This window comes from Roseomonas sp. F4 (genome assembly GCF_053891155.1).
Genome location: NZ_JBSSHK010000004.1, coordinates 242,053 through 268,564, shown reverse-complemented (window position 1 = coordinate 268,564; position 26,512 = coordinate 242,053). Strand labels below are relative to the sequence as shown.

At 70.9% G+C, this 26,512-nt stretch carries 21 protein-coding genes; 3 read left to right on the top strand and 18 right to left on the bottom strand.

Features of this window, described 5'->3' with window-relative positions; genetic code table 11:
* Positions 1 to 17: 17 nt before the first annotated feature.
* The gene (locus ACVFYP_RS17665) at positions 18 to 977 is read right to left on the bottom strand and encodes a tripartite tricarboxylate transporter substrate binding protein (RefSeq protein WP_499201515.1); all 960 of its coding nucleotides are present in this window, start codon (positions 975 to 977) and stop codon (positions 18 to 20) included.
* A 100-nt stretch (positions 978 to 1,077) separates the two neighbouring features.
* On the opposite strand from ACVFYP_RS17665, the gene ACVFYP_RS17660 reads away from it, so the two are divergent.
* Positions 1,078 to 1,914 carry an amidohydrolase family protein gene (locus ACVFYP_RS17660; protein ID WP_499201514.1) on the top strand — a complete coding sequence of 279 codons (837 nt, stop codon included), beginning with the start codon at positions 1,078 to 1,080 and terminating at the stop codon, positions 1,912 to 1,914.
* 4 nt (positions 1,915 to 1,918) lie between these two features.
* Here ACVFYP_RS17660 and ACVFYP_RS17655 read toward each other — a convergent pair whose 3' ends face one another.
* The 7 genes from ACVFYP_RS17655 to ACVFYP_RS17625 all read right to left on the bottom strand — a co-directional run bounded on the left by ACVFYP_RS17655 (position 1,919) and on the right by ACVFYP_RS17625 (position 9,946).
* The gene (locus ACVFYP_RS17655; protein WP_499201513.1) at positions 1,919 to 2,488 is read right to left on the bottom strand and encodes a fasciclin domain-containing protein; all 570 of its coding nucleotides are present in this window, start codon (positions 2,486 to 2,488) and stop codon (positions 1,919 to 1,921) included.
* A 128-nt stretch (positions 2,489 to 2,616) separates the two neighbouring features.
* On the bottom strand, positions 2,617 to 5,223 hold the full coding sequence (locus ACVFYP_RS17650) for a chemotaxis protein CheA (RefSeq protein WP_499201512.1): 2,607 nt from the start codon (positions 5,221 to 5,223) through the stop codon (positions 2,617 to 2,619).
* On the bottom strand, positions 5,220 to 6,560 hold the full coding sequence (locus ACVFYP_RS17645) for a response regulator (RefSeq protein WP_499201511.1): 1,341 nt from the start codon (positions 6,558 to 6,560) through the stop codon (positions 5,220 to 5,222). Before ACVFYP_RS17645 ends, ACVFYP_RS17650 begins: the two co-directional genes overlap by 4 nt.
* Positions 6,557 to 7,588 (bottom strand): chemotaxis protein CheB, encoded by a 1,032-nt coding sequence (locus ACVFYP_RS17640; RefSeq protein ID WP_499201510.1) that lies wholly within the window; start codon positions 7,586 to 7,588, stop codon positions 6,557 to 6,559. Before ACVFYP_RS17640 ends, ACVFYP_RS17645 begins: the two co-directional genes overlap by 4 nt.
* A complete protein-coding gene (locus ACVFYP_RS17635; protein WP_499201509.1) occupies positions 7,585 to 8,742 on the bottom strand; it encodes a chemotaxis protein CheW in 1,158 nt (385 codons plus the stop codon). Before ACVFYP_RS17635 ends, ACVFYP_RS17640 begins: the two co-directional genes overlap by 4 nt.
* On the bottom strand, positions 8,735 to 9,514 hold the full coding sequence (locus ACVFYP_RS17630) for a CheR family methyltransferase (RefSeq protein ID WP_499201508.1): 780 nt from the start codon (positions 9,512 to 9,514) through the stop codon (positions 8,735 to 8,737). Before ACVFYP_RS17630 ends, ACVFYP_RS17635 begins: the two co-directional genes overlap by 8 nt.
* A gap of 9 nt (positions 9,515 to 9,523) precedes the next feature.
* Positions 9,524 to 9,946, bottom strand: a complete 423-nt coding sequence (locus ACVFYP_RS17625) for an ATP-binding protein (RefSeq protein WP_499201507.1) — start codon at positions 9,944 to 9,946, stop codon at positions 9,524 to 9,526.
* 248 nt (positions 9,947 to 10,194) lie between these two features.
* Between ACVFYP_RS17625 and ACVFYP_RS17620 the strand changes: the two genes are divergently transcribed.
* Together ACVFYP_RS17620 and ACVFYP_RS17615 are read left to right on the top strand one after the other, a co-directional pair.
* Positions 10,195 to 11,805, top strand: a complete 1,611-nt coding sequence (locus ACVFYP_RS17620; RefSeq protein ID WP_499201506.1) for a Na/Pi symporter — start codon at positions 10,195 to 10,197, stop codon at positions 11,803 to 11,805.
* 247 nt (positions 11,806 to 12,052) lie between these two features.
* Positions 12,053 to 13,777 (top strand): solute carrier family 23 protein, encoded by a 1,725-nt coding sequence (locus ACVFYP_RS17615; protein ID WP_499201505.1) that lies wholly within the window; start codon positions 12,053 to 12,055, stop codon positions 13,775 to 13,777.
* 3 nt (positions 13,778 to 13,780) lie between these two features.
* Here the strand turns inward: ACVFYP_RS17615 and ACVFYP_RS17610 are convergent, their stop codons facing one another.
* The 10 genes from ACVFYP_RS17610 to ACVFYP_RS17565 are packed head-to-tail and all read right to left on the bottom strand — an operon-like array spanning position 13,781 to position 26,489.
* Complete coding sequence (locus tag ACVFYP_RS17610) at positions 13,781 to 16,114, bottom strand: xanthine dehydrogenase family protein molybdopterin-binding subunit (RefSeq protein ID WP_499201504.1); 2,334 nt, start codon at positions 16,112 to 16,114, stop codon at positions 13,781 to 13,783.
* 21 nt (positions 16,115 to 16,135) lie between these two features.
* Positions 16,136 to 17,527: an FAD-dependent oxidoreductase gene (locus tag ACVFYP_RS17605; RefSeq protein ID WP_499201503.1), complete on the bottom strand. Its 1,392-nt coding sequence runs from the start codon at positions 17,525 to 17,527 to the stop codon at positions 16,136 to 16,138.
* Positions 17,524 to 18,114, bottom strand: coding sequence for a cysteine hydrolase family protein (locus ACVFYP_RS17600; RefSeq protein WP_499201502.1), 591 nt, complete (start codon positions 18,112 to 18,114; stop codon positions 17,524 to 17,526). The genes ACVFYP_RS17605 and ACVFYP_RS17600 overlap by 4 nt, the downstream gene beginning before the upstream one ends.
* Before the next feature lie 4 nt (positions 18,115 to 18,118).
* Positions 18,119 to 20,185 (bottom strand): hydantoinase/oxoprolinase family protein, encoded by a 2,067-nt coding sequence (locus ACVFYP_RS17595; protein WP_499201501.1) that lies wholly within the window; start codon positions 20,183 to 20,185, stop codon positions 18,119 to 18,121.
* Positions 20,182 to 21,858 (bottom strand): hydantoinase B/oxoprolinase family protein, encoded by a 1,677-nt coding sequence (locus ACVFYP_RS17590; RefSeq protein WP_499201500.1) that lies wholly within the window; start codon positions 21,856 to 21,858, stop codon positions 20,182 to 20,184. Before ACVFYP_RS17590 ends, ACVFYP_RS17595 begins: the two co-directional genes overlap by 4 nt.
* Entirely contained in the window at positions 21,855 to 23,246 is a 1,392-nt protein-coding gene (locus tag ACVFYP_RS17585; RefSeq protein WP_499201499.1) for an MmgE/PrpD family protein, read from the bottom strand. The genes ACVFYP_RS17590 and ACVFYP_RS17585 overlap by 4 nt, the downstream gene beginning before the upstream one ends.
* Before the next feature lie 16 nt (positions 23,247 to 23,262).
* Positions 23,263 to 23,964 (bottom strand): ABC transporter ATP-binding protein, encoded by a 702-nt coding sequence (locus ACVFYP_RS17580; protein WP_499201498.1) that lies wholly within the window; start codon positions 23,962 to 23,964, stop codon positions 23,263 to 23,265.
* Positions 23,957 to 24,703 (bottom strand): ABC transporter ATP-binding protein, encoded by a 747-nt coding sequence (locus ACVFYP_RS17575; RefSeq protein ID WP_499201497.1) that lies wholly within the window; start codon positions 24,701 to 24,703, stop codon positions 23,957 to 23,959. Before ACVFYP_RS17575 ends, ACVFYP_RS17580 begins: the two co-directional genes overlap by 8 nt.
* Positions 24,700 to 25,641, bottom strand: coding sequence for a branched-chain amino acid ABC transporter permease (locus ACVFYP_RS17570; protein WP_499201496.1), 942 nt, complete (start codon positions 25,639 to 25,641; stop codon positions 24,700 to 24,702). The genes ACVFYP_RS17575 and ACVFYP_RS17570 overlap by 4 nt, the downstream gene beginning before the upstream one ends.
* A complete protein-coding gene (locus tag ACVFYP_RS17565; protein WP_499201495.1) occupies positions 25,638 to 26,489 on the bottom strand; it encodes a branched-chain amino acid ABC transporter permease in 852 nt (283 codons plus the stop codon). Before ACVFYP_RS17565 ends, ACVFYP_RS17570 begins: the two co-directional genes overlap by 4 nt.
* Positions 26,490 to 26,512 lie beyond the last annotated feature (23 nt).

Below are 26,512 nucleotides of genomic sequence, written 5' to 3'. Positions count from 1 at the left end.
TGCGCCCCCTTTTCCGGTCAGCCCGTCCGGCCGATGCTGGCCCGCAGCGCGTCCAGCACGGCGTCCATCGCCGCCTGGAAGCCCGGCCCGTCCAGATAGCCATCCATCGCGCCCGTCCGTTCCAGGAAGGTCCGCCAGACCGGCTGCTGCATCCCCTGCTTGAAACGGTCGTGCAGCGACGCCGCGGCCGCATCCGAAAGGCCGGCGGGGGCGCAGAGGCCCTTCATGTTCTCCACCACCACGTCGTAGCCGGACTCGCGCAGCGTCGGCACCTGCGGCATGAGCTCCAGCCGCTGCTCGGAGGCGACCGCCAGCGGCAGCACCTCCCCCGCCTGCAACAGCCCGGCCATCTCCTCCGGCGCCAGCACCGCCAGCTCCACCGTGCCGGACAGCAGCGCCTGCAAGGACGGCGCGCCGCCGCTGAAGGGCACGTGCAGCAGGTCGATGCCCGCTGACTTGGAAAACAGCACGAAGACCGCGTGGTAGATCGAGCCCAGGCCGGAGGAGCCATGCGGCACGCCGCCCGGGTCCCGCTTCGCCGCCGCGACGACCGAGGCGATGTCTGGGAAGCGCCCGCCCTTCTTGGACACGATGACCAGCGGCTGGCGCGTCAGCCGGATGATGGAACGGAAGGACCGCTTCGGGTCATAGGGCAGATCCCGGAAGGCTGGCAGGGAGGTGCTTTCGCTGCCGCCGCCCACCAGCAGGTTCAGCCCATCCGGCGGCAAGCCGGCGACGTGCTGCGCGGCGATCGCCCCGCCGGCGCCCGGCCGATTGATCACCACCAGATGCGCGGGGAAGAAGCTGGAAGAGGCCTCGGCGATGGCGCGCCCGGCGAGGTCGGCGCCGCCACCCGGGGCAAAGCCAACGATGAGTTGGACCGGCCGCGTCGGTTCCCAACTCGCTCGCGCCGTGCCGGCCGTGAGCGACGCCGCGCCAAGACCGGCCGCGCCGGCCAGGATTGTCCTGCGATGCAACATTTTTTCCTCCCGATTCGGATTGCCGGCACCCTATGGCCCGTGGCGCGGCTGGACAACCTTTCGGCTCGCGGCTTCGCTGCGCGGCAGAGGAGACGCCATGACCCGCCCCCGCTTCCCGGTCCCCGCCGAGGCGACCGATTGCCACATGCATATCTACGGGCCTGAGTCCCGCTACCCGGTCGCACCCAGCAACCCTTCCCCCGTGCCTTTCGCCTATGACCTGCCAGCCTATGCGGCCTTGCGGTCGCGGCTCGGGCTGGGCCGCACCGTGGTGGTGCAGCCGACCGCTTATGGCGCCGACAATGCCTGCACCATGGATGCGGTGGCCGCGCTGGGGCTGGATTCGGCCCGGGCCGTCGCCGTGGTGACGCCGGAAACGCCGCTGGCGGAGTTGCATCGGCTGCACGCCGCCGGTGCCCGGGGCGCCCGCGCCTTCCTGCTCAAGGGCGGGCTGGTGCCGTGGGAGGAGCTGCACGCCCTGGCCGCCCATGTCGCGCCGCTGGGCTGGCATGTGCAGCTGCAATTCGACGGCGGGGAGATGGAGGCACGGGAGTCGCTGATCCGCGCCCTGCCCTGCCCGGTGGTGATCGACCATATCGGCCGTTTCGAGACGCCGGTGGCGCCCGATGCCCCGTCGATGCGGGCGCTGCTCCGGCTGGTGGAGGCCGGGCATGTCTGGGTGAAGCTGTCTTCACCCTATGGCACCTCGCGCAGCGGGCCGCCGGACTATGCAGATGTGGCGGCGCTGGCGCGCAGGCTGGTGGCGGCGGCACCGGACCGGCTGGTCTGGGGCTCCAACTGGCCGCATCCCAACCAGGCCGAGCCGAAGCCGGAGGTAGCCCCGCTTCTCGCCCTGCTGGGCGACTGGGTGCCGGATGAAGCCGTCTGGCGCGCCGTGCTGGTGGACAACCCGGCGCGCCTCTACGACTTCTAAAACCTCAGCCCGGCAGCACCGGCGCGCTGGTCACGTGGAAGACGCCATCGGCCGCCAGCACATTGCCGCGGGTGACGGTGATGGGCGCGCGGCCAGCCACCGGGGTCACACCCTCCCGCGTCAGCGTCGCGCTGCGGGCGCCGCTGGGCTGCAGCAGCAGGCGGCCACGATCCCAGGTCACCACGGTGTTCCGCCGCGCCGCGATATCCTCGAAGCGCAGCAGGCCGAAGGCCGCATTGGCGAAGACGATGGGCTGCACCAGGGCGCGCTGCGCCTCGGTGGGGTTCGCCGGGGGATTGTCCAGCAGCGCGAGCACGGGGGCCGGCAGGCCATCGAAGCCCTCATTCACCGGCGCGAACAGCGTCACCGCGCCGCTGCGCAGGCCCAGGCGCGGCACAGCGCCGCCCACCTGCAAGGCGGCGGCGAAGCGGCGATGCTCCGGCTTGCCGCTGAGCAGCGTCAGCAGGTCGATGGTGCCGTCCTCTGGCAGGATGCGGGGCGGAACGATTTTCTCGCAAGCGGCCAGTAGCAGCGCGAGGCCGCCGGCTCCAAGCGCGTGGCGTCGGGCAATCACGGGCAGTCCTTCCCCAAAAGACGATCGACCTGTCTCAAACCGCGCGGCGAATCGCCAAACACGGCTTGTTGCGCCGGCTCTAGCGGCGCTGTGCGCGCCAGTCCAGCGGTGGGCGGTCGCCGTATCGTTCACCCGATCGCCACTTCGGGCGCGAATCCATCCGGTTCGAGCACGACCACCGGTTCGCCATTGCCCAGCACGCCGACGCCGCCGATGCCCGGTAGGGCCGCCAGGGCCGGATGCAGCGGCCGCAGCAGCAGATCCGTGCGTCGTTGCACCCGGTCCACCGCCAGGCCGAAGCTGCGGCCGCCGGACTTCACGATGACGATGGCGCCCCCGGATGTCTTGCCGCGAGCCCCGCCGACCAGCTCCGCCAGGTCCAGCACCTCGCAGCCGGCGGAGGCGCCGGCCTCCAGCACCGCCTCCACCCGCGCCGCCGGCAGCGCATAGGGGTGGCCCGCAGCCTCCACCAACAGAACGGTCTGCACCGCGGCGGTCAGCGGCAGGCGCAGGGTGAAGCTGGTGCCCTGGCCGGGGCTGCTGGCCACTTCCACGGTGCCCCCGGCGCGGCGGATGGCGTCCTGGACCACATCCAGCCCGACCCCACGGCCGGAGGTCTCGGTCACCGCCTCGGCGGTGGAGAACCCCGGGCGGAACAAAAGCGCAAAGACCTCCTCCTCCCCCATCGCCGCCGCCTGCTCGGCGCTGACCAGGCCGCGCGCGATGGCGCGGGCCAGCACCTTGTCCCGGTCGATGCCTCGCCCATCCTCGGAGACGCGCACCCGCACCTGGCCGGTGCGACGGGCGGCGGAGACGCGCAGCACGCCCCGGCGCGGCTTGCCCGCGGCCTCCCGCGCCTCGGGCGGCTCGATGCCATGGTCCACGGCATTGCGGGTCAGGTGCAGCAGCGGATCGGCCAGCAATTCGACCAGGGAGCGGTCGATGGTCACGTCCTCCCCCTCCATCACCAGCTCGACCTCCCGCCCGGAGGCCTGGGCGACGGCGCGGACCACGCGCGGCAGGCGGCCGAACAGGGTGCCGACGGGCACCACCCGAAGCTCCATCACCGAATCATCCAGCCGGCGCATGCCGACCGCGAGCCGCGTTTCGGCACGCTCCAGCGCCTCCTGCATCTGCCGCAGCCGGCCGAGCGCCATGCCCAGTTCCCGCGCCACCCCGCCCGGCAGTCGCCGTTCCAGCGCGCCGAGCGCCGCCAAGGCCTCGCTGGCGCCGCCATCATCCAGGGTTTCGGCGAGTGCCAGGGCGGCGGCGCGGACCTCGGTTTCCAGGGCGATGATCTGGTCGATCGTCTCCTGCCGCACCCGCATGGTCACGGGCGCGTTGCGCAGCGGCGCCGCCTCCGGCGCCGGGCCGATCTCCGCCGGGGCCAGGTCCAGCACCGCCCGCCGCGCCGGATCGGCGGCGGTGACGGCGCGGGACAAAGCCTCGAAGTCCGCCGAGCCGGCCAGCAGCATGTCGAGATGCGGTGGCTGGCCGTCGAGCACGGTGCGGCTGGTCAGCACCTCCGCCTCCGCCGCGAGGGCCGCGGTGATGGCCGCTTCCAGCTCCGCGGGCAGGCCGATCGCGAGCCGCAGCCGCACAAGCAACCGCCCGCCTTCCACCGCCGCGATCAGCCGCCGGCGACCCTCTGCGCCGAGCAGCGTGGCGAAGGCGGTGGGGATGCGCGCATCGGCGGTCTCGCCACCCGGCAGCCCCTCCGCCACCGCGCGCAGCGCCGCCAGGCCGCCTTCGGAGGCATTGCGCAGCCGCTCGACGATGGCCGGACCCTGGGCCGCGAGCAGCGCGGCGGCATCGGGATCGGCGGCACGATCGGCCAGGTCGCCCAGCGCCAGCAGAAGCTGTTCCAGCCCATCCAGCCCGAAGGCGCAGGCGACCTCCGCCGCCTCCATCGCGCCGCCCATGGCGGCGGTGGCATCGCCACCGGCCAGCGCCGCTTCCAGCTGGAGCGCCAGCGCCGCGAGGCGCGGGCCGAGCGCCACCGATTCACCGCCCGCAGGCGCGGCCAGCGCCGCTGCCCCCGCCGCCTCCCCGGCCACCTCCTGCAACAGCGACAACCCGCGCCGCAGCCCACCCAGCGCCGGCAGCGCGGCCGGTGTGCCCGCGCCGGTCGCGAGCCGGTCCACCGCCTCCGCCAGCCGAGTGAGACCCAGCATACGCGCGGCCTCCGCCAGTTCGCCGGCCTCCCGCACCGCATCGGCCCGCCGTTCCGTCACCAGCCCAGCCAGCAGCGGCGCGGCATTCTGGAAGCGGGAGGCGAGCGCGCCGCGCAGGGCTTCGCCCGCGCCGAGGCTGGGTGGCGGTGCGGCAGCCGGCTGGGGGGCGGCCAGCGCGGGCATGGGGCCACCCTCGGCCAGGGCCGCCAACCGGGCCAGCAGATCGGCGGGGGCCGGCACGTCGCGATGGGCGTCCAGCACCGTCGCGCGCTGTCGCCGCAGCGTATCGACCGCCGCCAGCAGCCCATCGGCCACGGCGCCGACGACGGCCAGCTTGCCGTTGCGGGCCAGGCCCAGAAGGTCTTCGCAGCGATGCGCCACATTCTTCATGCCGGGCGCGCCCAGCGCATCCGACATGCCCTTCAGAGAATGGAAGGCGCGGAACAGGCGGTCCACCGCGGAGCGGTCCGATTCACCGGCCGAGAGGATGCGGTCGATGGTGTCGAGGTGATCCTCCGACTCACCCGCGAATTCCTGCCAGAGGGCTTCGTCTTCGATCACCTCGGCGCCTCCACGGGCAGGCCGGCGGCGCGGCGCGCCGTGCGCAGCAGCGACGCCCCCTGCCGTTCCCGCAAATCCGGGCTGAGCGCGCCGGAGGGCTTGCCCACGATGCCCGACACGCCAAGCCGCCGCGCCTCCACCGCCGTGGCGCTGCCCGGCCGCGCGGCGGAGGAGACGATGACGATGGCGCCGCCGCCTTCCAGCGCCCAGCGCCGCAGCACGCCGAGCCCGTCCAGCTCCGGCATTTCGATATCCAGCATGGTCAGGTCGGGCGTCAGGCGTTGCAGGGCCAACAAGGCCTGGATGCCATCCGCCGCCTCCCCCACCACCTCGAAATCCGGGTCCAAGGCGAGGGTTTCCTTCACCAGCCGGCGCATCATGGCGCTGTCATCCACCACCAGAACGCGGCGCCGCGGCGCGGCGAGGGGCACCGCCTCCACTGGCAGGTCGTGGCCGGCGGCAGCGATGGCCTCCGCATGGTGGCGCAGGGCGGCCGCGCAAGGCGGCAGGGCACTGGCATCGAAGGGCTCCGCGGGCACGCCCTCCAGCAGGACGGCGAGGGAATCGAGGCCGAGCGCGCCCGCCATCCCGCGCAACGCCTCCGCCGCGCGGGCAGCCGCGGCGGGATCGGTGGCGGTGGCCAGCCGGGCACAGCCGGCGACGAATTCCGGGGCGAAGGCGGTGAGCAATTCGGGGTCCAGCGGCGCGGCAACCGCCTCCGCCGCCGTCTCCGGCACATCGAGATCCGCCCCGGCCGCGACGATGCGCGCGGCCTGCGCCGCCAACGCCTCGGCGAGTGCGGCGATCCCCCGGGCATCGAAGGGGTCCAGCAGCCCGGCGGCGCGCTCCGCCAGCGTCAGCAGCGAGGCGAGGCCGACCGCACCGGCCATGGCGCGCAGCCCATCCAGCGCGCGGCCGGCCTCCGCCGCATCCCGCGCGGCGGCCAGCCGGTCGCAGCCGGCGGCGAATTCCGGGGCCAGTGCCTCCAGCATCTCCCGGTCCAGGAAGGCGGCGGGCGGCGCGGCGGGCCCCGCAGCGGGCGCCGGCGCGGCTTCGGCCAGCGGCACGTCGCGCCCGGCCAGGCCCACGGCACGGGCCTGGGCCGCGAGGGCTTCCGCCCCCGCATGCAAGGCGGGCCAGTCCAGCGGGTCCAGCGCCTGGGTCGTGCGGTCGACCAGCAGGGCCAGCGAAGGTGCGCCCAGCGCGGCGGCCATGGCGCGAAGCTGGTCCAGCGCCCGGCCAGCGGCAGCGGCATCGCGCACCATGGCGAGGCGCACCGCTTCCGCCTCGAATTCCGGCACGAAGGCCTCGAGCAGATCGCGGTCCAAGGTGGTCACGCCACCACCTCCCGCACCAGGGACGCCACGCGCCGGCCGAGGCCCGCCGGGTCGGCGGTCTCGATGGCCAGCCCGCCCTCGATCACCGCGCCGGGCATGCCGCCGACGACGCAGCTCGCCACGGTCTGGGCCAGCACCGGCATTCCCCTGTCCTGCATCGCCCGCGCCCCCAGCAGCCCGTCCCGCCCCATCCCGGTCAGCACCACGCCCAGCGCGCGCCGCGCCACCAGCGCCGCCGACTGGAACAGCAGGTCGACCGAAGGATGCACCGCCGCGACGCCCACCGCGAGCCGCAAGATCAGCTCCGTGCCGCTGCCGCGCGCCAGATGCCCATCGGTGCCGCCGGGAATGACCGTCACCTCCCCCGACATCAGCTTCTGCCCCGGCTGGCCGACCCCGACCGGCACGCCGGACAGCCGCGCCAGATGCTTGGCGAGGTCCGGCGCCAGGTCCGCCGGCATGTGCTGCGCCACGACACAGGGCACGGACAGCCGGCCGGCGGCGGAGAGGAAGGCGGCCAGCGCGTCCGGCCCGCCGGTGGAGGCGCCGAGCACCACCACGTCGCAGCCCCCCGCCGCCTTCACCACCCGCACCGGGGCGGCACCGCGCGCCGCCGGCCGCACCTTGGCCCGCTGCCCCGCCCAGTGCCGCAGCCGGCCGCGCAATTCGCGGTCGAGCATGGACAGATCGACGCCGCCGAGATCGCCATCCTTGCAAAGGTAGTCCACCGCCCCGCGATCCAGCGCCGAGAGCGCCGAGGCCGAGCCATCCCGCGTATGATGGCTGACCATCAGCACCGCGGGCGGATCGGGCAGCGCCATGATCTGGCGCGTCGCCTCCAGCCCGTCGAGCTTCGGCATCTCCACATCCATGGCGATGACATCCGGGCGCAGCTTCGCGGCCTGTTCGATCGCGGCCTCGCCATCCGCCGCCTCGCCGACCACGCGCAGATCGCCCTCCGCCTCGATGATCCGGCGCAGCGCCATGCGCATGAAGCCGCTGTCGTCCACGACGAGCACGCGGATCATCGCCATGCCCCCAGCACGGCAGCACGGCAGACCGGCATTGGCACATCGCCCAGCGCCACCACGGCGGAGACCAGCCCCTCCCCAGCCACGGCGGAGATCAGCCTCTCGGGGATGCGCCGCAAGCCGGTGACCTGGCTGACGGCCAGCGCCACAGGGCGCCCGCCGGCCAGGCGCAGCAGCGGGGCCTCGGCCTGGGGCGAGGCCAGCACGAAAGCGCCACCCAGGCGTTCCCCCGCATCCAGCACCGGCAGAACATCGCCGCGATGCGCCGCGATGCCGCGGAAGCCGGGCAACTCCCGGTCGCCCTGGCTATGCGGCGCCTGGGTCGGGACCATGGGTGGGATCACTGCCTGCACCTCCTCGACCGGCAAAGCGAAGGCCTGCCCGCCGGCGGTGCAGAGCAGCAAGGCGCGGCTGGGCTCCGGCGGCGGCGGGACGGTGGCCTCGGCCAGAGGGGCGACGACCAGCGCCTCCGCCACCGAATCAAGGCGCTGCAGCAGCGTCGGCTCCCCTGGCCGGGCGGGGCCGATGCGGGCGCAAGGCAGGCCGAGCCGGCGGCCGCCATGGCGGAACAGCACCAGCAGCGTGGCCTCCGCCGTCTCCGTCTCGGCCCCAAGCAGCCAGGCCGGGTCGAGCACCAGGGCGGGCAAGCCCGCGGCGACGGTATAGCCCAGCGCGGCCGGACCGGCGGCGGGCGCCGGGCGCAGTGCCGGCATCGGCACCACCCGTTCCAGCGCCGGGAAGGGCAGCACCAGCCGCAGCGCGCCGAGCTCCGCGGCCATCGCCGCCTGGCGCTGCGCCCCGCCGCGCATGGGCACGGACCAGCCGCCGGGGCCGGCCGGCAAAGGTGCGGGCGGGCGTCTTATGGTCGGGCGCGGCGGCAGCAGGGGTGGCGCGCCGCATTCGGGCAGGTCACACAGCGCCTCACCCGCCACGACGACCCGGCCGCCCGGCCCGTCCAACAGCACCCAGGCCGGACCGCCGCCGCAGCCCGGCGCGGCTTCCAGCACCGGCAGCACCTGTCCGCCAACGGCCGCGAGGCCAAGCAGCCCGGGTCCCGCGAGCGGCGCCGGCCGCAGCAGGCTGGCCGGCACCGCCACGGCGCCAGGCGGCAAGGCGAAGATGCGGCCGCCGGCCTGCAATGCCTCAGCCATCCGTGCCCACCCGCCGCCAGATGCCGATGATGTCGCGATGCCAGGGCACCAGCCCCAGCCCCGGCGGCGGACGGTCGGTCGGCCCCAGCAGCAGCGCACCGCCCGGCCGCAGCGCCGCGACCAGCCGTTGCAGGACGGCGTTCCGGCCTTCCTCCGTCATATAGATCAGCACGTTGCGGCACAGGATGGCGTCGGCCGCCGCCGGCGGCAGGCCGGGGTCCAACAGATTGGCGCGGCGGAAGCCGACCTGCGGCCGCAGCGCATCCACCGGTTCGAACCAGCCATCGGCGATATCGAGCCAGGCCCGGTCGGCCGGCGGCACTTCCCGCAGCGCGTCGGGCGGGCCGAGATGGTAGCGGGCGGCGCGCGCCGCCTCCAGCGCCGGGCGGCACAGATCCAGCCCCTCCACCCGCCAGTCCCGGCCGGTGCCGGCGGCGAGTATGGCAAGCGTCCAGGCCTCCTCCCCCGTCGCGCAACCGGCGGAGATCAGGGTCAGCGGGCCGTCCCCCAGGGTTGGCAGGACCTGATGCCGGAAGGTATCGATCTGCGCGGCGGCGCGGAACATCCGCGTCTCCTGCACCGTCACCGCATCCAGCAGCGCCGCCCAATCCGGATGGTCGATGCTGGCGCGGTCCAGCGGCAGGCGGGGCAGCAGCGGGGCGGCGCGCAGCAGCCGGTTGCGCAGCACATCCGATTCCGCGAAGCCGGCCAGCCCGGCCAGGCCCTGCTGCACCGCGCCGAGCGCGGGGACGGCCAGGGCCGTGTCAGCCATGCCGGGCGCTCAGCCGGCCGCGTCCAGCACGGCGACCAGCCGGTTCCGGCCATCCTCCCGGCTGTAGCGCAGGTCGCGTGTCATCTGCTGCACGAAATGCACGCCGAGCCCGCCAATGTCGCGATCTTCCAGCTCCGCCTCGGTATCCGGCGCGGCGCGGGCCAGGGGGTCGAAGGCGCGGCCGTCATCCTCGATGGTGGCGATCAGCGCCTCCGCCTCCCGCCGCACCGTCACGGCGATGAAGGTGGCGGCGCCGGGGCCGGTGCTGCCATGCATGACGACATTGGCGGCCAGTTCCTCCAGCACCACCGACAGGCGGTGCGCGGCCTTGGGCGACAGCTCCGCCGCCTCGGCGAAGCTCTCCAGCGCATCGAGCAGGCGGGAGACCTCCTCGGTCTCGGGCGGGAAGGTCAGGTCGAGCGCTGGCGGCACGTCGGTGCTCTCTCTCGGCGTTTCGCGGGACGCTAGCGCAATCCGCGGCAGGGCGGAACGGGCCGGCGCGGCATGATGGCGAGAAGCGTTTGAATTTGCAGCAAGAACCCGGGGGCTTCGGTTGCGAAGCAAGCGCAGCGAGCCGCGGCGGGAATCAATGCCTGGACCTTGTCGGAGGCTTCGGGCAGTTTCTCGGCATCAGCCGCCATTTCAATGATTTATGATAAATTCATGACACGGATTTCGAGGTGCTGACCGATCTTCTGGCGGCGCTGCTGGGTGGCATCGGGCTGTTCCTGATCGGCATCAAGGGCCTGGGGACGCATCTGAAATCCCTGGCCGGGCAGCGGATGCGGGCGGTGGCGACCCAGGCCACGCGCGGCCCCCTGGCCAGCGCCGCCACCGGCCTGCTGCTGGGTGGACTGACCCAGAGCAGCAATGCGGTGACCTTCATCCTGACCGCCCTGGTGCAGTCCAATGTGCTGTCCCTGCGCCAGGCGCTACCGCTGGCCGCCTTCGCCAATCCCGGAACCGCCGGGCTGGTGCTGCTGGCCACCATCGATATTCATCTCGCGGTGCTCTGGGTGATCGGCCTGGTCGGGCTGATGGGTGCGCTGAACTTCGATCGTGACCACCGTTTCAAGCCGGCGCTCGGCGCGCTGCTTGGCCTGGCCCTGATCTTCCTGGGCCTGGATCTGGTGAAGGAAGGCGCGGCGCCGCTGCGGGCCTGGCAGGGGATGGCGGGGCCGCAGGGCGGCTTCGGCCTTCCGCTGGCCTTCCTGGCCGGGGCAGCGGTGACCTTGCTGGCGCAATCCTCCTCCACCGTCAGTATCCTGGCGCTGACCCTGCATGCCTCCGCCGTGATCGGCCTGGACCAGGCGGCGCTCGCGGTGTGCGGCGCATCGCTGGGCTCGGGTGGCGCCGTGCTGCTGCTGGCCGCCGGGCTGCATGGCGCGGCGCGGCGGCTGGTGGTGTTCCAGGCCCTGCTGAAGGCCGCGGGCGCGCTGCTGTTCCTCGCGCTTCTGCTGCTGGAACAGGCCAGCGGCCTGCCGCTGCTGATGGCCGCCCTCTCATCCTGGCTGCCGGAGGCCTCAGGGCGGATCGGCGTGCTGTTCCTCCTGCTGCAACTGGCCTCCGCACTGATCGGCATCGCAGCGCCCGGCCGGACGCTGGCGCTGCTGGCGCGGCTCTGCCCGGACAGCGCGGCGGAGCAGGCGGCGCGGCCGCGCTATCTGTATGACCGCGCCTTGGACCATCCGCCGACGGCGCTGGACCTGGTGGCGCGGGAACAGTTGCGCCTGGTGCGCCGCCTGCCCGGTCTGGTGGATCCGCTGCGGGCGGAGCCGGAACGCCCGGCCGGTGAGGCTGCCCGCGCGCAGCAGGCCGGTGCGACGCTGGAGCGCGCCATCGCGACCTTCCTCGCCGAGGCCATCGCGCGCGGTGGCGGGCGGGCCGTGCTGGACCGGGCCGTGACGCTGGAGGCGGCGAATGCCGGCCTCGGCGCGCTGCGGGAGACCTTGGGCGACTTCGCCCTCACCGCCAGTCAGGCGCCCCCGGCGCTGCGCGAGACGACGCAGCGCATGGCGGAGGCGCTGCATCTGCTGCTCGGCCAATTGGCGGAACTGGCGCAGACAGGTGATACTGAGGATGCGGCGATGCTGCGGGACCTGGCCGACGACCGCGGCGGCATGATGGACGGCCTGCGGCGGCGCCTGGTGCAGGATGGCTCGGCCTGGCCACCGGCAACCCGTGCCGCCCTGTTCGCCGCCACCGCGCAGTTCGAGCGTGCCGTCTGGCTGCTGCGCCGCCACACGGTGTTGCTGCTGCCGGAGCGGGATCAGGATTCACAAATTACTTAAAATTCGATCTCCAAATACAAAAATGCAGCACATGTGCAAAGCCCGGCAGGCCATTGAAAAGCTTGCGCTGGCATCGGGCCATGATAGAGGTATGAAGGCTACATCCGATCCAGTAACGTAACTTTCTTCGTTCCATTCTTCCACCCAGCGCCTTTGCGTTTCTTCAACGGCGATCTGGCATGGCAGGCCGGTTGGGGCGGGCTTTTTGGGGGAAGGAGCGCCACGCATTCGCCTTTCGCTACAAGCCATGGCGCCGGCGCGCCTGCTGCGCCTGCTTCTCGCCACCCGCCGTGATCGCCCGATCACCCGTCCACCCCAGTTGGAACATGGGCTGAGCGATCGGCCCGCGCCGGGGCAGCTGCTGGTGCTGGCCGCCCAGCAGGTGACGATCCAGTCCATCTATCTGATCCTGCCTGGGCTGGTCGGGATGCAGTTCGGGTTGCTGGCGCTGGACCTGCTGAACTTCCTGGCCCTGTCGGTGGCGGCGATCGGCGTTGCCGGGCTGATCCAGGCCCTGCCGCGCGGCCCCATCGGCTCCGGCTATCCGGTCGCTTCCATCCCGGCCCCGATCTTCGTCGCCGTCTACATGGCCTCCGCACCCGGGGCGAACCTCGCGGTCGTCAGTGCGGCGGCGGTGGTGGCGGGGCTGGCGGGCGTGGTGCTGACGGCCGCCTTGCCGCGGATGCAGAAGCTGGTGCCGACCGAGGTCGCGGGCGTCGTCGTCTGCCTGATCGGCGTCAGCCTGCTGCCACGCGCCTTCGCCGCCACCACCACGCCGGATGGCTCGATGCTGTATCCGATCATCGCCTTCGGCACGCTGGCGGCGATGATGGCCATGGCGCTGAAGGGGCGCGCGCTCGGCCGCTATGCGGTGATGATCGGCGCGGCGCTCGGGATTTCCGCCGCTCTGGCGCTGGATGTGGGGCTTGGCGATGCGGCGCTGCTCGGGCAGGCGCGCTGGCTGGCCCTGCCCCAGCCGATGCTGCCGGCCATGGCGCATATCGACCTGAACATGCTGCCACCCTTCCTGGTGGCCATGCTGGCGGCGCTGGCCTCCTCCACCGGCGATCTGGTGGCGATCCAGCGCGCGGCGGATGGCAGTTGGCTGCGGCCGGATGCGCCGCCGATCCGGCGCGGGCTGATGGCCAGCAGCCTCTGCGTGGCCCTGTCCGGCCTGGTCGGCGCGGCGCCCACCGGCACGTCTTCCGCCTGCGTCGGCCTGACCATCGCGACCCGGGTGCTGGCACGCCGGGTCACCATCTGCGCGGCGGTGGCGCTGCTGCTGCTGGCCTGCTGCCCCAAGCTGCTGGCGCTGCTGCTTCTGGTGCCGGAGCCGGTTGCGGCGGCCATGCTTCTGTATGTGTGCTGCTTCATGATCGCCAGCGGTTGCCAGCTGATGGGCGCGCGCATGCTGGATGCGCGGCGCACCTTCACCGTGGGGCTGGGCATCGCCATCGGTCTCGGCACGCTGCTGCATGCGCCGATCTTCGAAATGCTGCCGCCGCTGCTGCGGTCGCCGGTCACCGCCGGCGCGCTCGCGGCGATCCTGCTGAACCTGCTGACAGCACCGCTGGTGGTGCAGCGCGCCAGCTTCGTCCTCACGCCCGGGCCCGGGATGAACCAGGAGCTACTCGATCAAGTGGAGGCGCTGGGCGGCGCCTGGGGCGCGCAGCGGCAGACCATGACCCATGTCGGCCATGCCCTGCTGGAACTGGCGGAGCTGCTGGCGGATCGCGGTGTCACGACGCTGACGGTGCAGGCGCATTACGCGACGGACCATGTGCTGGTCACCGCCACCTGGCCCGGCGCGCCGATGCCGAAGCCGGTGGCGCGCCCCGATATCAACGACCTCGAAGGCCCCATCGCGGCGCAGGAGGCTTTCGCGCTATGGCTCGCCACCCGCCAGGCGGAGCGGGTGGATCAGCGTGCCATCCCCGGTGGCGGCGAGCTGCGGCTGTCCTTCGCGGATTGAGGGTCAGCGCCCCAATGCGCGCCAGACCCGCTCGGGCGTCAGCGGCATGTCGATATGGTCCAGCCCCAGCGCGTCGCAGGCCGCCGAGACAATGGCCGGCGGTGCACCGCAGGCACCGCCCTCCCCCGCGCCTTTCACGCCCAGCTCGTTGATCGGCGTGGGGACGATGTTGAAGCCGATGGCGAGGTCCGGCAGATCCTGCGCGCGGGGCATCGCATAGTCCTGGAAGGTGGCGGTCAGGAACTGGCCGGACTCGCTGTCATAGACGGCATGTTCCAACACGGCCTGGCCGAGGCCCTGGGCGATGCCGCCATGCGACTGGCCATGCACCAGCATCGGGTTGATGACATTACCCACATCATCCACGGCCGCGTAGCGATCCACCGTCAGCACGCCGGTCTCGGGGTCGATCTCCACTTCCGCCACATGGCAGCCGTTCGGAAAATTGCATTCGGTGCTGCGCTTGTAGAGCACCTGCTCATCCAGCCCGGGCGCCTCACCCTCCGGCAGCTTCGCCGGATCGGCGGCAGCGGCGGCCACCTGGGTCCAGGTGACGGACAGGTCGGTGCCGGCGACGACGAAGCGGCTGCCCTCCAACTCGATATCCGCGCTGCCCACTTCCAGCAGATGCGCGGCGATGCGCTTCGCCTTGGCCAGCACGGCCTCCGACGCCCGGGACGTCGCGACACCGCCCATCTGGGAGGAACGCGATCCGCCTGTCCCGAAACCCTGCTCCACCGTATCGGTGTCGCCCTGCACCAGCTCGATATCCTCGAAGGGAATGCCGAGGCGGGCATGGACGATCTGGGCGAAGGCCGTTTCATGCCCCTGGCCATGGCTGAAAGTGCCGACATGCAGCCGCGCCTTGCCGTCGGCGGACATATGCAGCCGTGCCCATTCCTGCGGCTGGCCGCCCGAGGCTTCGATGAAATAGCCGATGCCGCGACCGCGCTTTTTGCCACGTGCCTCGGACGCGGCGCGGCGGGCGGCAAAGCCTTCCCAGTCGGCGAGGTCGAGCGCCATCTGCTGTGTGCCGGCGAAATCGCCGCTGTCGAGGTCGTTGCCCACGCAATTGGTATAGGGCATCTGGTCGGCACGGATGTAGTTGCGGCGGCGGATCTCGTCCTTGCCGATGCCGAAAAGCCCGGCGCCGACATCCAGCAGGCGTTCCACCGTATAGGCGATTTCCGGCCGGCCAGCGCCGCGATAGGCATCCGTGGAATGCGTGTTGGTGAAGACACAGCGGACGTTCAGGTTCACCGCCTGAAGGTCATAGACCGTGCCGGCGATGCGCGCGCCGGCCACGGTCGGAATGCGCGGGCCCATGTCGAACAGATAGGCGCCCATCGCCGCGACGGTGTCCGTGCGCATGCCGAGCGCCTTGCCGTTCGCGTCGAAGGCCATCTGCGCCTTAGTCACCTGGTCGCGGCCATGCGGGTCGGAAAGGAAGGTCTCGGTGCGGTCGGCGCGCCACTTCACCGGGCGACCCAGCTTCTTCGCCGCCCAGAGCACCATGGCGGATTCCGGAAAGTTCTTGCCGCGCAGGCCGAAGCCGCCGCCGACATCCAGCGAGACGACGCGCAGCTTCTCCAGCGGGATCTTGAAGATGAATTTCGCCAGGGATTCCCGCACCTTGATCACGCCCTGGCTGGGGCTGTGCAGCTCGTAGCGGTCGCGGACGGTGTCGAAGGCGCCGACGGCGACGCGGGGCTCCATCGGGTTGCCGACCAGGCGGTTCTGCACCAGCTCGACCTTCGCGACCTTGTGCGCCTTGGCAAAGGCCGCGTCGGTTTCCGCGGCGCGGCCGTTTGTCCAGGTGACACAGAGGTTGCTGCCATGTTCCGGCCAGATCACCGGCGCATCCGCGTCCAGCGCCCGCGCCGTATCGGTGACGGAGGGCAGCATGTCGTAGTCAACCTCGACCAGCTCCAGCGCATCCATTGCTTGGGCACGGGTTTCGGCGACGATGGCGACCACGGGATCGCCGACGAAGCGCACCGCCTCGGTCTGCAGAATGGCGCGCGGCGGGGCGTACATCGGCGCCGTGCCGGGCAGCGCCGGCACATCCACCATCACCGGGAACAGGCCGATGCCATCGGCAGCCGCGTCATGGCCGGTCAGCACCAGCAGCACGCCAGGCGCGGCCTGGGCCGCCGTGGTGTCCAGCGACAGGATGCGGGCATGGGCGTGGGGAGAACGCAGGATGGCGAGATGCGCCTGGCCGGGCAGGTTGACATCGTCGGTATAGGTGCCGCGGCCGGTCAGCAGGCGGACATCTTCCTTCCGCCGGACCGGCTGGCCGATGCCGAACTGCTCGCCCAGGCCCTGCTTGCTCATGCCATCCATTCTTGTCTTCCCCTATCCCCGATTCACCAGCGCGGCGGCCGCCTCCCCGGCGATGCGGCCGAGGGTGACCGCGCTGAGCAGGCCATTGCCCGACAGATAGCCCGAAGCCTCCGGCCCGGATACGCCACAGGCCGCACCGCCAGCCGCGAAGAGATTTGGGACGATCCCGCCCGCCGCAAGTTTCACGCGCGCCTCGCCATCCACGACGAGGCCGCCCTGGCTGTGGAACAGCGCGCCGGTGACCCGCACGGCGCAATAGGGCGGCGCGAGCTGGGCGACACCTTGCCAGTTGCGTCCAAAACCATCCGTGGCGCCGGCGGCCTTCAGCGCGGCGACGGTCGCCATCTCCGATTCCAGCGGCAGCTTGGTCATCCGGGCGAGTTCGGCGATGCTGTCCGCAACAAGTACCGCGCCCTGCGCCTCGGCCTGCCGAAAGTCCTCGAACTGCCTGGTGATGGCGGCAATGCGGCCGTCAAAGATATCCCAGGCGATGGCGCCGGGCTGGCGCATCACGGCGACGCCGGCTTCCGAATAGCCGCTGGATTCGTTCCAGAAGCGCGCGCCGGAGGCATTCACCTGGAAGCCGCCTTCCATGATGACGGCCCAGGACACCAGGATGCCCTGCGGATGCGCGACGGAGCCGTGGCCCTGGTGGCCGGTCATGTCGCGCAGCTCCGCGCCCAGCGCCTCGCCCCAGGCCAGGGCCTCCCCCTCATTGCCCGGATGGCCGAAATAGACGGCCTCCACCAGATCGGGGATGTAGCGGGCGACCAAAGCCTTATTGCCAGCATAGCCGCAGCAGGCGAGCACGATGGCCTTCGCGCCGATGCGCTCCTCGCTGCCATCGGGGCGTTGCGCGATCAGGCCGCGCGGGGTGTCGTGCTGGTCGAGGATCAGGGTGGTGACGCGGGCTTCCGTCAGCAGCGGCACTTCCGCCGCCTCCGCCGCGCTGCGCAGCCGGTCCACCAGCTCCGCACCGCTGCGGCTGGGCAGGCCGTGCATGCGGCGGTGGCTGTGGCCGGGATAGTCGAAATCATGGACGACGCTGAAATCCAGGCCATGCGCATCGGCCAGCCATTCCAGCGTCGGCGCCGCCTCCCGCGCCACGGTGGCGACGGTGCCGGGCTCGGCGTGGTCATGCGCCTTGCGCTGGATGTCGGCGGCGAAGGTGGCGGCATCATCCGCAATGCCATGGGCGCGCTGGAAGCGCGTGCCGGCGGCGGGGATCAGGCCGGCGGAGAGGGAGGTGCTGCCGCGCGGCACCGGGTCCCGCTCCAGCAGCAGCGGCTCCACCCCCGCGCCGCGGCAGGCAAGCGCCGCGACCAGGCCTGCGGCGCCGGCGCCGATGATGGCGACGGGCACCTCGGCATCGAAGACCGGGTCCTGTTCGCGGCGGATGCTCATTGCAGTTTTGCCAGTTCGGCGGCGACGGTGCTGATCTTGGCGACGGGGCGCAGGGCGGCGATGGCCGTCTCATGCACCTCCCGGCTGAAGGCGGCGCAGGCATCCTCCAGCACCGTCACGTCGAACTCCCGCACATGCGCGCCGCGCACGGTGGAGGCCACGCCGCCATTGGTGACGATGCCCGAGACCAGCAGCTTGCGCACGCCCGCCTTGCGCAAAATCCATTCGAGACGGGTCTGGTAGAAGGCATCGTAGCCAACCTTCTCCACCGGCAGGTCGGAGGGTGCGAGCTCATCGACCACCGCATGGCCCCAGCTTCCCTGCACGAAATCGCCCTTCTTCAGGAAGGGCCGCAGGTGACGGAGATGCGGGTCGATGAAGGGTTCGCCGCCCTTGCCGGTGAACAGGGTGAAGTGGGTGGAGGCGATCCACCCCCCCTTCGCCCGCACCGCATCCGCCAGCGGCTTCAGTCGGGCCGGGATGGCGGCGATATCCGCCGCCCCCTGCCCTGCCTTGCCATAGGCGCCATCGGGATGGATGAAATCGTTCTGCAGGTCACAGAGCAGCAGCGCGGTATCGGTCAGCACGGCGTCACTCCCGCTCGATGATCAGATTGCCATAGGCATCGACGCGGGCGACCAGATCGGGGTCCACCACCACCGTGGCATCGCCCTGTTCCAGGATCGCCGGGCCATGCACCCGCGCGCCCTCCGGCAGATCCAGCCGCGACCACACATTGGCCGCGTGCCAGGCGCCGTCGAACCACACCTGACGCACACCGCGCGCGGCGCCCTCCACCGTGGCATCCTTGGGCGGCGCCAACGCCTTCAGGTCGAAGTCCGGCCGCACGCCGATGGCCGCCGTGCGCAGGGAGACGATGCGGATCGGCAGGCCCGGCAGCAGACGGCTGAAGGCGGTCTGATAGGCCGCCTCGAAGGCCATGCGGATGATGGCCTCCGACACGCCCGTGGTGCCGTTGATGACATGCACCGGCACCGGCACGCCCACCGTATGGGTCTGGCCGGCATAATGCATGTCCAGCTCGAAGTGGATTTCGGTGCGCGTCACCGGCAGGCCGGCACCATCCACCACGGCGCGGGCGGCGGCGGCTTCCTCCACCATGCGCGCATCCAGCGCGGCGGCGTCGATGCCGTCCAGGTTCAGGTTCAGCGTGCGCACCTGGTCGTGCCGCACATCGGCGATGACGCAGCCAATGGCGCTGGTGACACCTGGGAAGCGCGGCACCAGCGCCGCCTGGAGCCCGACCTCCTTGATCAGCGCACCCACATGCAGCGCGCCGCCACCGCCGAAGGGCAGCGCCACGAACTTTTGGGGGTCATGCCCGCGCTCGATCGAGACCAGGCGGATGGCCCCCGCCATCTTGGCATTGGCGACCCGCACAATGGCCTCCGCCGCCTGCATGGGATCGAGGCCGAGCGGGTTGCCGACATGCTCGGCAATGGCCGCCTTCGCGCCTTCCACATCCAGCCGCGACAGCGCGCCGCCGATGGGCTTGTCGGCATTGATGCGGCCGAGAACCACATTGGCATCCGTCAGCGTCGGCCGGGTATTGCCCTGGCCATAGCAGACCGGGCCCGGCCGGCTGCCGGCGGATTCCGGACCCACCTGCAACAACCCACCCCGATCGACATGCGCGATGGAGCCGCCGCCGGCGCCGATGGTGGTGATCTCGATCATCGGGCTGCGGATCACCAGGCCGAAGTCGATGGTGGCCTGCGCCGCCAATTCCATCCGTCCGCGGCTGACCAGCGACACGTCGAAGCTGGTGCCGCCGAGGTCGCAGGTGATGGCATTCTCGAAGCCCGCCGCCTTGGCGATGGCCGCCGCCGCGATCACGCCCGCCGCCGGACCGGACAGCGCCGTGCGCACCGGCACGCTGCGCGCCGTGGCGGTGGACATGATGCCGCCATTCGACTGCACGATGTGGAAGCGGCCGCCAAAGCCGTCCTCCGCCAGCGCCGCTTCCAGCTTACCGAGATAGCTGGCGACGCCAGGCTGGAGATAGGCATTCAGCGCGGTGGTCGACGCCCGCTCGAACTCCCGGATCTCCGGCAGGATCTCGGAGGAGACGGAGACATGCGCATTCGGCCAAACCGCGCGCACCGCCAGCGCAGCGGCGCGTTCATTGTTGGCATTGGCGTAGGAGTTGATGAAGATGACGGCGCAGGCTTCCGCCCCGCGCGCCAGCAACTCCCGCGCCGCGGCCGCCACCTCCTCCGCATTCACGGGCGTGTGGATGCTGCCATCGGCCAGCACGCGCTCGGCGACCTCCAGGCGCATGTCGCGGTCGGTCACCGCGAAGAATTCGCCCCACAGCCCCCAGGTGTTGCGGCGGTCACGCCGGCGCATTTCCAGCACGTCGCGGAAGCCGGCGGTGGTGATGACGCCGAGCTTGGCGCCCTTGCGTTCCAGCAGCGCATTGGTGCCGACCGTCGTGCCATGCACGATCGCCTCGAAGCCCGCGGGGCCGCCCAGCTTGCGCAGCCCGGCCATGAAGCCCACGGCCTCATCGCCCCGGTTCGACGGCACCTTGGCGGTGCGAAAGGTGCCGGCCGAGGGGTCGAACAGAAACAGGTCGGTAAAAGTGCCGCCGACATCGACGCCGACAACGGCACCGCCCTTATGGTCCACGCTCATGCCTCGTATCCGTATTCGCGCTTGGCCACTTCGGGCGTGATGAAGCCGAGGCGCAGATCGCGCGCCACGGCGTCCTTCGTTCGTTGCGCCGGGTCGCCCCAGCCGCCGCCGCCGGGGCTTTCCAGCCGCAGCCGCTGGCCGCGCTGTAGCTTCACGCCGACGATCTTGCTGGCCATGGGCGGCGTCTGCCAGCCCTCGCCGTCCTGCCAGGCGAAGCGGTTCAGCGCGCCCTCGCTGCCACCGGCGACACCAAAGGGCGCGTAGCGGCCACGCTCGCCGAGCAGGGCCACTTCCGTGGTGCCGGGCGACAGCGCCTCGATCTCATAGACCGCGCCGACGCCACCCCGATGCAGGCCCGCGCCGCCGCTATCCGGCCGCAGCGCCCATTGAGTGAACATCACCGGATAGGCGGCTTCCATGATTTCGGCCGGCGGAATCGTCGCGGTGGAGATCGGGTTGTTGGCGTGGTGCAGCCCATCCGATTCCGGATTGCCGCCGAGCCCGCCGCCGAAGAAGGAGAACATGACCCAGCGCGTGCCGTCCTGCTTCTGGCCCGACAACGACAGCGCATTGATGGTGCCGAAGGGCGCCGCCGTGGCGCGTTCCGGCACGGCCTTGCCGAGCGCACCGAAGATCACGCCGATCAGCCGCAGAATGGTTTCGGTGTAGCCCGCCACCGGCCGCGGCGGGCCGACGGCCAGCAGCGACGTGTCGGGGATGACAAAATCGATCGGCCGCAAAACGCCGGCATTGGCCGGCACATCCGGGAAGGCGTGCTTCAGCGCGACGTAGCAGGCGGCGACACTGGTCGCGTAGCTGATGTTGATCGGACCCAGACAGGCGCCCGAGGACCGTGAGAAGTCGAGCGTCATGCGCCCGCCCTGCACCGTCATGTCCAGCGCGATGACCAGCCGCTCATCCACCACGCCGTCATTGTCGAGGTAATCCTCGAAGGCGTAGTGCCCATCGGGCAGCGCCTCGACCTCCGCCTGCATCAGCGCGGCGGCGCGATCGGCCAGGGCGCCGAAGGCGGCATCGACCACCGCATCGCCGGTATCATCCAGCAATTCCAGCAGGCGTCGCTCGCCGAGATCCAGCGCGTTGAGCTGGCCGTTCAGGTCGCCCCAGTTGGATTGCGGCACGCGCGAATTCGCCGCGAGGATGTCCAGGATGTCCTGCTGCATCACCCCGGCGCGCATCAGCTTCACCGGCGGAAAACGCACGCCTTCCTGGTGGCTCTCGGTCGCGCGCGGATTGTAGTTGCCCGGCACATTGCCGCCGATGTCGAGCCAGTGGCCGACGCTTGCCAGCCAGCAGAACAGCTTGCCCGAACGGAACACCGGGCGGACGAGTCGAAAATCGTTGAGGTGGGTGCCGCCCTCATAGGGGTCGTTGAAGATGAAGGTATCGCCGGGCTCCAGCCCCGCGCCGGCCTGCACGCGCTTGATGACGGCCTGCACGGCGAAGGACATGGCGCCGACGAAAATCGGCAGGCCCTTGGTGCCCTGCACCAGCGTCGCGCCGCTCTCCGCATGATACAACCCGTGGCAGGCGTCGCGAGCCTCGGCGATGATTGGATTGAAGGCGCTGCGGTACAGCGTCGCATCCATCTCATCGGCGATCTGTTCCAGCCGGCCCTTCAGCACGGCCAGCGTAACGGCATCCAGACTCATGATTTCAACAGTTCCACCAATGCGGAGGCCTCGGTCTGCGGCCCCATTCCCATCACCGCGCCCTCGATCGCCGAGGCGCGGTCGCGCCCATAAACCGGATCAGCCAGTTCATGGAATTTCTCGCGCACCTCGGCCTCCGCGAAGGGGTCCTCGGTGTCGCCGCGATTCGTCGTGACCTCCGCCACATGCCGCGTGCCGTCGCGCATCACCAGCGTGACGCGGGCGGGGCGCAGGCCCGGAAGCTGCGCGGTCATCGCCGCATCCTCATCCACCGTGACGCGGGCGGCGAGCGCCAGGATCTCGGGATTTTCCCGCGCCGGCCCGCGGAAGGCGGGCACCGTCGCAGCGCCATGGACGATGAAGGTGGCCAGAGCAAAGGGAATGCTGAACTTCGCCGCCAGCATGTTCGGCGCCGCAGGGCTGTCGAGCTGTGCGGCCCAGACGTAGGTCTCGACCGCGATCGAGGCGATCTGCGTGGCGTCCAGCTTGCCCGTGCTGGCGGTGATCCGCGCCAGCGCATCCAGCGCGCCATGGGTGTAGCGGCAGGCGGCGTGGCGCTTGAAGTAGTTGCGCGCCACTTCCCAGCGCGTGCCGAGTTCCAGCACCATCTCCTCCGGCCGGAAATCGCTGGCGGAGACCTCGCCGAAGATGGTGGCGACGCCGTCGCGCTCCCCCTCGAAGCCGGCGCGCACCAGGTCCCATACCGTCAGGCCGAGCATGTTGGACACGCCGGCATAGGTGTTCCGCACCGTGCCGCCCTCCAGCATGTTCTTGCGGGAGGTGGCGAGGCCGAGCGAGGCGGCCATGTTGATGGTGCCGCGGAACTCTGCCGCACTGGCGCCATGCAACTTGGCCACAGCCACGGCCGCGCCAAGCGTGCCCCAGGTGCCGTGGGGATGCATCGCGACATTCAGCTTGCTGGCGATGCCGACGCGGCTGCCCATTTCGTAGCCCAGCGCCAGCGCCATCAGGAAGCTGGCGCCATCGCCGCGCGGTGCGGCCAGCAGCGCGGGCACCACATGGATGGCCGGATGGCCGCGCGCATACTGATTGCCCTCATCCAGTTCCAGCATGGTGCCGGAGGTGCCGTTGAGGAAAGCCGCGGTGCCGGGCCGCGCACCGCCGCCGAAGCCGATCACCGGTGAGTCACCGCCGCCCTCGCGCCAGATCATCCGGGTGGCGAGCGACTGCACCTCCCCCTCCTGCGCCCCGGCGGCGATGGCGCCGATGCAGTCGAGCAAAGCGAGGCGCGTGCGCTGCGCCACCTCCGCCGGCAGGTCGGCGAAGCGCGACCGCGCCGCGAAGGCGGACCATTCGCCGAGCCATGCCGGCGGCGATGTGGCAAGCAGGGTGGAGGCAGGTACCACCCCCGGCGTCACGATGGCCATGGCATTTTTTCCTTCCCTACAATCCGAGATAGGCGCGTTTCAGTTCCGGATTCTCGCACACGTCGCTGCTGCGGCCGGATAGGACAAACTGCCCGTGTTCCAACACATAGGCGCGCTGCGCGAGGTCCAGGGACTGTGCGACATTCTGCTCCACCAGCATGATCGCCAACCCTTCGTCATGCAGCCGGCTGATCAGGGCGAACATTTCCTCCACCAGCAAGGGCGATAGGCCGAGCGAGGGTTCGTCCAGGATCAGCAGTTTTGGCTCCGCCATCATGCCGCGGCCGATGGCGAGCATCTGCTGCTCGCCGCCCGAAAGCGTGCCGGCCGCCTGCGCCACACGTTCCCGCAACCTTGGAAAGGTGGCGAAGACCTTTTCAAGGTTGCGCGCGCGGTTGCCCTTGGCGCGGCGGTACGACCCCAATTCCAGGTTTTCCCGCACGTTCAGATTCGGAAAAATCTTGCGGCCTTCCGGCACCTGGATCAGGCCGCGCGCCATCACCTGCGCAGGTGACAGGCCCGTGATGCGTTCACCGGCGAACCGCACCTCGCCGGCGCGCGGCTTCACCAGGCCGGAGAGCACCATGTTCAGCGTGGTCTTGCCGGCGCCGTTGGAGCCGAGAACGGCGACGATCTCGCCGGCCGTGACATCCAGCGACACGCCTTCCAGCACGCGGGTCAGCCCATAGCCCGCAACCAGGTCCCGCACCTCAAGCATGCGCGCCCCCCGACAGTCTGGAGGCCGCGCCGTGGCCGAGATAGGCCTCGACCACAGCTGGCGTGGCGACAACCTCCGCCGGCGTGCCGCTGGCAATGATGCGGCCCTGGGCCAGCACATGCACCGCTTCGCACAGGTTCATCACCGCCTGCATGACATGTTCGATCATCAGCACCGTCACGCCCGAATCACGGATGGCGCGCACCACAGGCACGATGTCCCGCACCTCGCTGGGGTTGAGCCCGGCCAGCACCTCATCCAGCAACAGCAGCTTCGGCTGCGTCGCCAGCGCCTTGGCGAGCTCGACGCGCTTGCGGCCAGAGACGGTGAGCGCGGCGGCCGGCTTGTCGAGTTCCGCCGTCAGCCCGACCTGCTCCGCCACCCGCTCCGCGAGTGCGATGGCATCGGCGCGGCGCTTGTGGCGCAGGAAGGCGCCGACCGCGATATTCTCCCGCACCGAGAGGCCCGCGAAGGGCTGCACGATCTGGAAGGTGCGGGACAGGCCCTCGGCGGCCAGCAGATGCGGCGGCCGCGCGGTGATCTCCGCGCCGCGCCACACCACCTGGCCGCTGGTTGGCTTCTGGAAGCCGGAGACGATGGCAAACAGCGTGGTCTTGCCGGCGCCATTCGGCCCGATCAGCCCGGTGATGCTGCCCTCGGCCACCTCGAAGCTGGCGTCGGAGACGGCCAGCAGTCCGCCGAAGCGCATCGAGACGTTCTTGATCTGCAAAAAGCTCATCGGCGCCACCGCAGGAAGCGCAGAAGGTACCGGGGCGGGAAGCGCACCACCAGGATCAGAAGGATGCCGAAGATTACCAGGTCGATGCCCGGGATGCGGCCCACCATCATGCGGGTCAGCTCCGCCAGCGTGTGCAGGATGACAGCGCCGATGACGGGGCCGAAGACGGTCCCTGCCCCGCCGATGATGGGTGCCAGCAGCGCCTCCACGCTGATCCAGGTGCCATAGGCGATGGTGCTGTCGAGATAGAGGAAGTACTGCGCATACAACCCGCCCGCCGCGCCCGTCATCGCCGCCGACAGGGTGATGGCGGAAAGCTTCACCCGCAGCGCATCCACACCGACGGCGCGCGCCGCTTCCTCATTCTCCCGCACCGCCACGAGTTGGGCGCCGAGGCGGGAGCGTTCCAGTGCGCGGGTCAGCAGCAGCGCCACGACGACCAGCGCCAGCACCACCAGATAGAACCAGCCGCGCGAGGCGAACTGGAAGTTGGCCGCGCGCTGATCCAGCGGAATCAGCAGCCCCGCTGCGCCGCCGGTGAAGGGCACCGCATTCGCCAGCACGCGAAACACTTCCGCGAAGGCCAACGTGACCAGGGCAAAATAGCTGCCGCGCAAGCCGGACCGGAAGGACAGGAAGCCGATCACCCAGCCCACCACCGAGGCCAGCGCGACGCCGGCCAGGAAGGTGACATAGGGGTTCACGCCATAGCGCACCTGCAGCACCGCGGCCGTATAGGCCCCCGTGCCGAAGAAGGCCGCATGCCCAAAGGAATATTGCCCGCCGAAGCCGCCGAGGATGTTCCACCCCTGCGCCGCCAGGCACAGGATCAGCGTAAATATGGCAAAGTTCAGCAGCGTGCCGGCGGTGACGAAGATCGGCAGCAGCGCCGCGATCGCGCCGAACAGCAGGATCGGCCAGACATCGCGCGCCGTCATGCCCGCGCCCCGAACAGGCCGGTCGGCTTGAACAGCAGCACCAGGATGAAGATGACGAAGATGCCGAGCTGCCCCAGGCTGTCGCCGAGATAGAGCCCCGACAGACTCTCCACCACGCCGATCGCGAGCCCGCCAACCAGCGCGCCCGGCACGCTGCCCATGCCGCCCAGCACCACGATGGTGAAGGCCACCAGCACGAAGGCGTTGCCGACGCGCGGATTCACATAGAAGGACGGCAGCAGCAGGCAGGCCGCGACCGCGAGGCAGGCCGTGCCGATGCCGAAGGTCACGGCATAGACATGGCCGACGTCGATGCCGACCAGCGCCGCGCCGGTGCGTTCCTTCGCCACGGCACGGATCGCCCGCCCGGTATCTGTCATTCGCAGCAGCACGAACAGCACGGCGGCCACCAGGAAGGCGACGCCGAAGCCAACCAGGCGCGGGAAGGACAGCAGCATCGGGCCGGCCTCCACCACCTCCATCGCGTAATCCACCTGCACGGAGAGCGTGTCGGAGCGGAAGATCGCCAGCATGGCGTTCTCCAGCACGATCGACAGACCCAGCGTCACCAGAAGGATGTTCTGGTCGTTGCCGCCGCTCGCCGGGCCGATCACGAGCCGCTGCACGCCATAGCCCAGCGCGAAGAAGATCGGCACCAGCGGCAGGATCGCGACATAGGGGTCGAGACCGAAGGCGGCCCAGGCCACCCAGGCGGCATACATCGCCAGCGTCAGCAGCGCGCCGTGGGCGAAGTTGATGATGTGCAGCACGCCATAGACCAGCGTCAGGCCCAGGGCGACGAGGCCATAGACGGCCCCGGTGAGGAGGCCGTTCGCCACGGCCTCCATCACGATCTCAGGTGGAAAGGATC

Bases quoted from the DNA above. Each gene is read 5' to 3' on its own strand.
- ACVFYP_RS17595 (WP_499201501.1), bottom strand. From the start codon at position 20,185: ATGAGCGTGGACCATAAGGGCGGTGCCGTTGTCGGCGTCGATGTCGGC.
- ACVFYP_RS17615 (WP_499201505.1), top strand. From the start codon at position 12,053: ATGGCGCCGGCGCGCCTGCTGCGCCTGCTTCTCGCCACCCGCCGTGAT.
- ACVFYP_RS17580 (WP_499201498.1), bottom strand. From the start codon at position 23,964: ATGCTTGAGGTGCGGGACCTGGTTGCGGGCTATGGGCTGACCCGCGTG.
- ACVFYP_RS17635 (WP_499201509.1), bottom strand. From the start codon at position 8,742: ATGGCTGAGGCATTGCAGGCCGGCGGCCGCATCTTCGCCTTGCCGCCT.
- ACVFYP_RS17565 (WP_499201495.1), bottom strand. From the start codon at position 26,489: ATGGAGGCCGTGGCGAACGGCCTCCTCACCGGGGCCGTCTATGGCCTC.
- ACVFYP_RS17605 (WP_499201503.1), bottom strand. From the start codon at position 17,527: ATGAGCATCCGCCGCGAACAGGACCCGGTCTTCGATGCCGAGGTGCCC.
- ACVFYP_RS17570 (WP_499201496.1), bottom strand. From the start codon at position 25,641: ATGACGGCGCGCGATGTCTGGCCGATCCTGCTGTTCGGCGCGATCGCG.
- ACVFYP_RS17590 (WP_499201500.1), bottom strand. From the start codon at position 21,858: ATGAGTCTGGATGCCGTTACGCTGGCCGTGCTGAAGGGCCGGCTGGAA.
- ACVFYP_RS17640 (WP_499201510.1), bottom strand. From the start codon at position 7,588: ATGATCCGCGTGCTCGTCGTGGACGACAGCGGCTTCATGCGCATGGCG.
- ACVFYP_RS17575 (WP_499201497.1), bottom strand. From the start codon at position 24,703: ATGAGCTTTTTGCAGATCAAGAACGTCTCGATGCGCTTCGGCGGACTG.
- ACVFYP_RS17660 (WP_499201514.1), top strand. From the start codon at position 1,078: ATGACCCGCCCCCGCTTCCCGGTCCCCGCCGAGGCGACCGATTGCCAC.
- ACVFYP_RS17585 (WP_499201499.1), bottom strand. From the start codon at position 23,246: ATGGCCATCGTGACGCCGGGGGTGGTACCTGCCTCCACCCTGCTTGCC.
- ACVFYP_RS17630 (WP_499201508.1), bottom strand. From the start codon at position 9,514: ATGGCTGACACGGCCCTGGCCGTCCCCGCGCTCGGCGCGGTGCAGCAG.
- ACVFYP_RS17610 (WP_499201504.1), bottom strand. From the start codon at position 16,114: ATGAGCAAGCAGGGCCTGGGCGAGCAGTTCGGCATCGGCCAGCCGGTC.